Below are 7,244 nucleotides of genomic sequence, written 5' to 3' on the forward strand. Positions count from 1 at the left end.
TTCTCCTTGAGGATGCCGAGCTGGATTGGTGGGGCCGCTAGCCGCGCGCCTGGGACCTATTCGGCCGCCTGGACGTGCGGCGCTGCGCCGTCCCGCGCCGCGACGAGCGTCCGCACTCGCGAGATGAGATCGCGGCCGTAGTGAAAGGCGTCTTCGAGTGGATCAAAGCCGCGGATGAGGAAGGTGGTAACGCCGAGATCGTAGTAATCGAGCATCGCCTCGGCGACCTGATCGGGTGTGCCGACCAGCGAGGTCGAATTGCCGCTGGCTCCGGTCAGCGCCGCGATTTCCGTCCACAGTCGCTTGTCGAGCCGCGCGCCTTGCGCGGCCGCCGCCAGCAGGCGGCGCGATCCTTCGTTCGGAGGCCCGCTGACACTATTCTTGGCATTGACGTTGATCAGGCGCTCGCCTGAAGCGCTGGCGCGCAGGGCCTTGGCGCGCTGTAGGATGCGGTCAGCTTTCGCCCATGCCGCCTCCTCCGTATCCGCCAAGATCGGGCGCAGCGACAGGCTGAAGCGCGGCGCGCGGCCATGCGCAGTCGCGGCGGCGCGGATGCGCTGGATTGTCTCGGCGACCTGCGCATAGGTCTCGCCCCACAAGGCGTAGATATCGGCATGTTTGCCGGCAACCGCGATCGCGGCATCGGATGAGCCGCCGAAATAGATCGGGATGCCGTCCGGGCCTTGCGGCTTGACCTCCGAGAAACCGCCGGCGACCCGATAGTATTTGCCGTCATAGTCGAACGGCTTTTGGCTGGTCCATTCCTGCCGCACGATGTCAAGATACTCGCTGGTGCGGGCATAGCGCTCGTCTTTGGTCAGGTGGTCGCCGTCCTGTGCCAGCTCCTGATCGTTGCCACCGGTGATGATATGGACAGAGACCCGGCCGTCGCTCAAATGATCCAATGTCGCCAACTGGCGAGCGGCAACCGTCGGCGCCGTGAAACCCGGCCGATGCGCAATCATCAATTTCAGTTTGCGGGTGATGCTGGTCACATACTGGCCGACGAGAATGCTTTCCGGTGAGGTGGAGTGAAACGCCAGCAGCACACGGTCGAACCCACCATTTTCGTGGATGGCGGCGGCAGCGGCGATGTGTTCGCGGTTGATGATTGGGCCGAAACGGGCGATCGTCTCCGATGCGTTGAAATTTCCGATGTAACCGATGAATTCTACTGGCACGAAAACCTCCGTGGTTTGCTGGTCAGATGCCAAGAGCAAGTCGGCCGGCGCCGAGCCGAACCGTGTCTTCCTGCGGGCTGTGAATGCGACCGCAGAGCACGTCGCGATGATGGCGCTCGAGCGGATTGTGACGTGAGATGCCGTGATTGCCGGTGAGCTTCAGCGCCTTTTCGACAGCGGCAATCGCGTTTTCCGTAGTGACCACCTTGATCAGGCCGGCTTCCGACAGGGTGAAAGGACGCCCTTCGTCGACATCGCGCGCCGCCGAAGCGATCAGCCGAAGGTTGACGGCGATCAATTCCTCGATTTCGCCAACCGCCTGCTGGATGCGGGGAACCGTCGCCAGCGGCTGGCCGAGATTGGTCGGCACGCGCTCCTTCAGAAAACGCACCAGCCAGTCGCGCGCGGCTTGCGCAACGCCGGTATAAAGCGCGCCCGGCAGCGTGCCGAACCATGCGGCCTGCCCTTCGCCGCGTGTATCCCACTCGGACGGAAGACGGATGTCAACGGCATGATCGAGGGGAACCCGCACATCTTCCAGCACGGCATCGTGGCTTCCGGTGGCGCGCATGCCGAGCGGATTCCAGGTTTTTTCGATGCGCAGTCCGGGCGCATTGGCGGGAACCAGAAAGCCGCCAACACGCGGGTCGTCTTCGTCGGTCCTCGCCCATACAATCGCCCAGCTCAGGCCTTCGGCACCCGTCGAATAGATCTTTCGACCGCTGATCGACCAGCCGTCGCCCGTGCGCCGCGCGGTGGTCGCCGGAAGCCCTCCCCGTATCGGAGTGCCGAGTTCAGGCTCCACGCGAAACGCATTGATCAAGGCGCCGTTCTCGACGGCATCGGCAACCACCTGGCACACGAGGTGTTCGGGCCAGCGCCCTGTGGGCAGCGTGGCAAGGTTTATGTACTGCATGATCAGGATGAGCGCCGTCGACGGTTCGCCGCGGGCTATTTCGCGGATCACATCAGATGCTTCGCCCAGACCTGCGCCGCCACCGCCGAACTCGACCGGTGCCGTCAACGCTATGAGGCCGGCATCATGCAACCGAAAAATGTTCTCGTGCGGAAACGCGGCACTCTCGTCATAGTCGCCGGCGGTCTCGGCAAATGTGCGCGCCAATTCGACGGCTGCCTCCACGGACGTGCGAGCGGCCGTTGCAACCCTTGGGCGAAGCGGAGTGACCGTCATCTACGCATCCCTCCTGCCGCGGTTGACGACGGCATCACTCGGCAGCCAATGAGTGACGCAATGTTTGCGGGAAAAACGCACCAAGCTCGGCGACTGCCTGTTCGACACGATGGCGAATGGGCTGCGAGACGAGGCGGTAATCGGCAAAATCCCGGTCGGCCGCATAGATGGCGCTGGGCAGCGTATGCGCCATGAAGAAACCGAAAAGCGGGCGAAGCTGATGCTCAACAATCAGCGCATGGCGGTCACCACCGCCCGTGGCGGTCAGGATCACTGGTTTACCTTGCAGGGCGAGCGGATCGATCAGGTCGAGAAAATGCTTGAAGAGCCCGGTATAGCTACCTTTGTAGGTCGGCGACCCGACGACGAGCACATCTGCCGAAATGATGTCCTGCGCGGCTCTCCGCGCGGCTGCATCGAGATCATCATAGCGCCGGGCGTTGCCCAGAGAAGGACCGATATCGGTCAGGTCGTAGAGTTCGGAGCGAAGACCATACCGGTCACATGCAAGCTCAGTGACTGTCTCGACCAAGGCGTAGGACTTGGACGGACGGCTGAAATTGCCGACCAGGCCGACCAGTTTTCCGTGAGACATGCAGGCACCTTCGTCGTGGAAATTGCCATGTTTTTTCGAACGAACACCATGCCGCGCCAGCAAATGGTGCTGAGACGTCTAATGTCTATAGTATTTATAGATTTAGAGAGAAGGAGCCACGACCGTTTCGAATCTTCGCTGTCCGTTAGAAAATCATGCCTGCGGCGGCGCCCAACCGGGCGTGGGCATTTTACGGTCGACCGCCTGCCTGCGGATGCAGGTTTGGCGCGCCCGATCGTTCGATGGAAAAACCGACTTCGGCTTGTCCGCCCGAAATAGACAATTCGTTGCGCGGCGAAATCCGCTGCGCAATTTTTTCTCTCGCGCCGCGACCGTGGCCACCTATCCTGAACGGACCTTGACGGCCGGATCATCGCTCGCGCCGTTTCGGTGTTCCTCAGCTATGGAGAAGACCGATGTCCAAGGCTCAATCGCTCAACGAAACCCTTGCGGAATTCCAGTCCAAGCGGGCGCTGACGATGCCCGCGGACAGGTTGAAGATCAACGTCGACCAGCGGCGCCTGCTCGTCGACACGGCCGACCGCTCAGCCTTCGTCAAGGCGGGAGATACCGTTCAGCCCTTCGCGTTGACCGAGGTGGGCGGCCAGTCGCTTACGCTGGAAGGTCTGCTCGAAAACGGGCCTCTGGTGCTGATCTTCTTCCGCTTCGCGGGTTGCCCGGTCTGCAATGTCGCCTTGCCCTACTACAACCAGCATCTGGCTCCCGAACTGAACAGGCTGGGAGCAACGCTGGTTGGCGTCAGTCCGCAGGTTGCCGAAAAATTGCGCGACATCAAGGATCGTCACAGACTGGACTTCCTGATTGCAACCGACGCGGACAATGCGTTGAGCCGCCGGTTCGGTATTCTCTATTCCTTTGACGAACCCTCGCGCCGCGTTTCACTCGACAGCGGCACCCCGATCGGCGAGGTGACCGGGACAGGAACCTGGGAACTGCCCATGCCGACGGCGGTGGTCATCGATCAATCAAGGACGGTGCGATTTGCCGATGTCAGCCCGGACTGGCTTGTGCGCACCGAACCGGTCGATATCATCGATGCCCTGAAGACCATTACCGCCCGCGCCGCTGCGTAAACAGCCGACAACAGAAAGCAAGATTTTGACACACGACCACAGGCACGAAGGCCACGATGACCATGACCACGCGCCAGTTGACTGGCGCGAGAACGGGGTAAAGGTCATTCCCGGCAATTCGCTCGACCCCAACACGGCGCAGACGCCCGGCATGAACCGCGCCGCGGCGATCAGCAAGGCCCGGGCGGGCGCCGAAAAGATATGGGCCGGCACGGTGACCATCCACGCCAACGCCAAGACCGGCGCTCATCACCATGGCGATCTGGAAAGCATCATCTATGTCGTCAAGGGCAAGGCGCGCATGCGCTGGGGCGAGAGCCTGGAATATGTGGCGGAAGCCGGCCCCGGCGACTTCATCTACGTGCCGCCTTACGTGCCGCATCAGGAAATCAATGCCAGCCGCGACGAGACGCTGGAATGCGTTCTTGTCAGGTCAGGTCAAGAGCCGGTGGTCGTCAATCTGGACATCGAACCTGTGGAAGCACCCGAAGAGGTGCTCTGGATAGATCCAATCCATAGGTGAACTTCCAGACGATCGGCGATGCGGCTCGGCCTCAGCAGTTGCCGCGCAAGCCGATCTCCGACCAGTAGCGGGCAGCCACCGAGCCTCTTATTGTCTGCCGTAGTCGTCTAGAAATTTGGCCAGCAATCCGGAAACTTCTTCCGCAGCCTCGCGCGTTGGAAAGTGCCCGACGCCATGGAGCACCGCCCGCTCGTAGGATGCGGTGAAATGCTCCTCCAGCCCCTCAGAAGATCGCGGAAACACGACACGGTCATCTCCACCGTGAAGCGTCAGGGTAGGCACTGTGATGACCTTGACCGATGTTTGCCGACGAGCAAGCTCGGCGTAATGAGGATCGGGGTCGGCCTCTTCCCAGCGAACCCGATAGGAATGCAATGTGACGTCGAGCCAGTCAGGATTTTCGAAGGATGCCGCCACGTTGTCGAAAACGGCGTCGTCGAACCAGCCTGGGGGACTCCATGTGTTCCACTGGAATCTGGCGAATTCCTTGCGGTGGTGTCGCACGAACTCGGCGCCGCGCGCGGCTGCCATGAACCATTGATACCAAAATGCCTTTGCTTGCTCAGGCGCCGGCGTGGCCGGCTTTCCCGGTTGCCAGCCGAGTGAGAGCGCGGCGCAGCAATTGATGCGGTCCGGGAAAACCGACGCCAGCAGGTAGGAGATTCTGGCTCCCCAATCGTGCCCGACGACCGCAAAGCGACTAAGGCCAAGTGCATCGGCAAAATCCAACACATCCTGCGCCATGGCGGCTATCTCGCCGGAACGCATGGTTTGCTTGGACAGGAACGATGTCTTTCCAAAACCTCGCAGCCAAGGCGAAAACGTTCGGAAACCTGACCGGTGAAGCGTCGGCGCGACGCGTGCGTAAGTGGTCGCATCGTCGGGCCATCCATGCAGCAATATAACAGGCTTCCCCTCTTCCGGCCCACCACGGAGATAGGCAATACGCAACAGCGGGGTATCGCAATATGATACCGAGGTCATTTGCTCTCCGGGGCTGTGACAGGTTGACCACCGCCAGTCGTCGACTTCGGTCTGGTGTCCTGGCCAAGTCGGGGATTGGTGCGGATTGTGTCGGTGTTGGTTTTCATCGGTTCCGTGTTGCTGTCACAGGCAACTAGCCAAAGACAAATCCCTTCAACGAACCTCCTCCGATTGACGTTCGGCACACGAGGTTCGGACCACGCGCCAGCGCTGTCAACACCTCTGCCCCGGAACCGCCGCTATCGAGTTGGCGGTGGTCTTGAGTGACAATTCCAAGCACAACTTAGCCGCGTCGGCCTGCCTTGGGAATAATTGGACTGGCGACTGCTGTGCTGCTTTGAGACGGAATGATGGGTTGGCGCCTAGCGTCAAACCCGCCGGCGGTATTTGAGCCGGGTTGCAGCCGATTTCCTCATGAACGCAAATGCCCCTTGCATCGCATCTGTGTCATCTGATCGGCCCGGCCGATGGATAACATCAGACGATTCAGGGTGTTGGCGGTTTTGCAAGCGTGGCATGAACATATCGACACTTTCGAACCCCTGCGCATTCCCTTTCGCTGACCAGGGTCGGTACAGCGAGGAGAGCCTCCACGAGGGCCAGGCAGTTGTGGCGAAGCCCCACAAGAGCCCGCCATATCGTGACCTTCTATATCGAGCCACGGAAAGCCGATATGATACAGTCCGAAATCGCGACCGCGACGTACATACCCGATATCCTCTTCCAGCCTGGGAGGATTGGATCGCTTGCTGTCAAGAACCGGATCGTCATGGCGCCGATGACCCGATCCCTCTCTCCCGAAGGCGTCCCCGGCCCGGACGTGGCGGCTTACTATCGCAGACGAGCCGAAGGTGGCGTCGGCCTAATCGTGACGGAAGGCACCTGGGTGCCGCACTGGAGCGCATCCGACGATCCGAACGCGCCGCGCTTTTATGGCGAAGATGCGCTCGCCGGCTGGAAGCACGTGGTGGAAGAAGTCCACACAGGCGGCGCCTCGATCATTCCGCAGCTATGGCACGTTGGGCAGCTTTTCGAAGAGAACACCGGGGCCTCTCGCGGGCACCTCGTCGGTCCATCCGGCCTGACTGGCGGTTTCGGTATTATGCCAACACCGACGGATGAGCCTGCGACGCAAAAGGAGATCGACGAAGTGATCGATGCCTATGCCAAGGCGGCGGTCTTCGCCAGTGACTTGGGGTTCGACGGAGTCGAACTCCACGGCGGGCATGGCTATCTCCTCGACCAGTTCTTCTGGTCGGAGTCCAATATCCGCACCGATCGTTTTGGCGGCAGCGGCATCGCCGACCGGACCAGGTTGGCCGTCGAGATCGTCACCGAGATCAAGCGCCGTGCCGGGGCGGCCTTCCCCGTCGTGATGCGTTTCTCGCAGTGGAAGATGCACGATTTCAAGGCAAAGCTATTTTCGACACCTGCCGATCTCGGCGCGTTTCTATACCCGCTCGTCGAGGACGGGGTGGATGCCTTCCATGGCTAGCAGCGACGGTTCTGGGAGGGGGAGTCCGGCACCGAGCTTAACCTCGCAGGCTGGGCCCAAAAGACTTCGGTTAAACCACCTGAAACTGGCGTTGCCGTACGGCTCACAAGTGATGGCATTGAGAGACAGCGAGGCCGGGGGGCGTGGGGCGCCGACACACTCACTCACACCATTGACATT

The 7,244-nt window shown here is 61.1% G+C and carries 7 protein-coding genes; 3 read left to right on the plus strand and 4 right to left on the minus strand.

The features are described from left to right. Nucleotides 1-56: 56 nt before the first annotated feature. Genes B5V02_RS17980 through msuE form a run of 3 tightly spaced genes read right to left on the minus strand, consistent with a single transcriptional unit; the run spans nt 57 to nt 2,968 of the window. The gene (locus tag B5V02_RS17980) at nt 57-1,181 is read right to left on the minus strand and encodes an LLM class flavin-dependent oxidoreductase (RefSeq protein WP_111545525.1); all 1,125 of its coding nucleotides are present in this window, start codon (nt 1,179-1,181) and stop codon (nt 57-59) included. Nucleotides 1,182-1,203: 22 nt separating this feature from the next. Then, complete coding sequence (locus B5V02_RS17985) at nt 1,204-2,373, minus strand: acyl-CoA dehydrogenase family protein (RefSeq protein WP_111545515.1); 1,170 nt, start codon at nt 2,371-2,373, stop codon at nt 1,204-1,206. A gap of 34 nt (nt 2,374-2,407) precedes the next feature. Further along, nucleotides 2,408-2,968, minus strand: coding sequence for an FMN reductase (msuE, locus tag B5V02_RS17990; protein WP_111545526.1), 561 nt, complete (start codon nt 2,966-2,968; stop codon nt 2,408-2,410). Nucleotides 2,969-3,384: 416 nt separating this feature from the next. On the opposite strand from msuE, the gene B5V02_RS17995 reads away from it, so the two are divergent. Next, a complete protein-coding gene (locus tag B5V02_RS17995; protein ID WP_111545516.1) occupies nt 3,385-4,062 on the plus strand; it encodes a peroxiredoxin-like family protein in 678 nt (225 codons plus the stop codon). 25 nt (nt 4,063-4,087) lie between these two features. Continuing rightward, a complete protein-coding gene (locus tag B5V02_RS18000; RefSeq protein ID WP_111545517.1) occupies nt 4,088-4,585 on the plus strand; it encodes a cupin domain-containing protein in 498 nt (165 codons plus the stop codon). Nucleotides 4,586-4,672: 87 nt separating this feature from the next. Here B5V02_RS18000 and B5V02_RS18005 read toward each other — a convergent pair whose 3' ends face one another. Beyond that, nucleotides 4,673-5,569 carry an alpha/beta fold hydrolase gene (locus B5V02_RS18005; protein ID WP_111545518.1) on the minus strand — a complete coding sequence of 299 codons (897 nt, stop codon included), beginning with the start codon at nt 5,567-5,569 and terminating at the stop codon, nt 4,673-4,675. A gap of 640 nt (nt 5,570-6,209) precedes the next feature. Between B5V02_RS18005 and B5V02_RS18015 the strand changes: the two genes are divergently transcribed. Next, nucleotides 6,210-7,064, plus strand: a complete 855-nt coding sequence (locus B5V02_RS18015; protein WP_146606082.1) for an oxidoreductase — start codon at nt 6,210-6,212, stop codon at nt 7,062-7,064. Nucleotides 7,065-7,244 lie beyond the last annotated feature (180 nt).

It is taken from the genome of Mesorhizobium kowhaii (assembly GCF_003253745.1).
In the GTDB taxonomy this organism is placed as follows: Bacteria; Pseudomonadota; Alphaproteobacteria; order Rhizobiales; family Rhizobiaceae; genus Mesorhizobium; species Mesorhizobium kowhaii.

Bases quoted from the DNA above. Each gene is read 5' to 3' on its own strand.
- B5V02_RS17985 (WP_111545515.1), bottom strand. From the start codon at position 2,373: ATGACGGTCACTCCGCTTCGCCCAAGGGTTGCAACGGCCGCTCGCACG.
- msuE (WP_111545526.1), bottom strand. From the start codon at position 2,968: ATGTCTCACGGAAAACTGGTCGGCCTGGTCGGCAATTTCAGCCGTCCG.
- B5V02_RS17995 (WP_111545516.1), top strand. From the start codon at position 3,385: ATGTCCAAGGCTCAATCGCTCAACGAAACCCTTGCGGAATTCCAGTCC.
- B5V02_RS18005 (WP_111545518.1), bottom strand. From the start codon at position 5,569: ATGACCTCGGTATCATATTGCGATACCCCGCTGTTGCGTATTGCCTAT.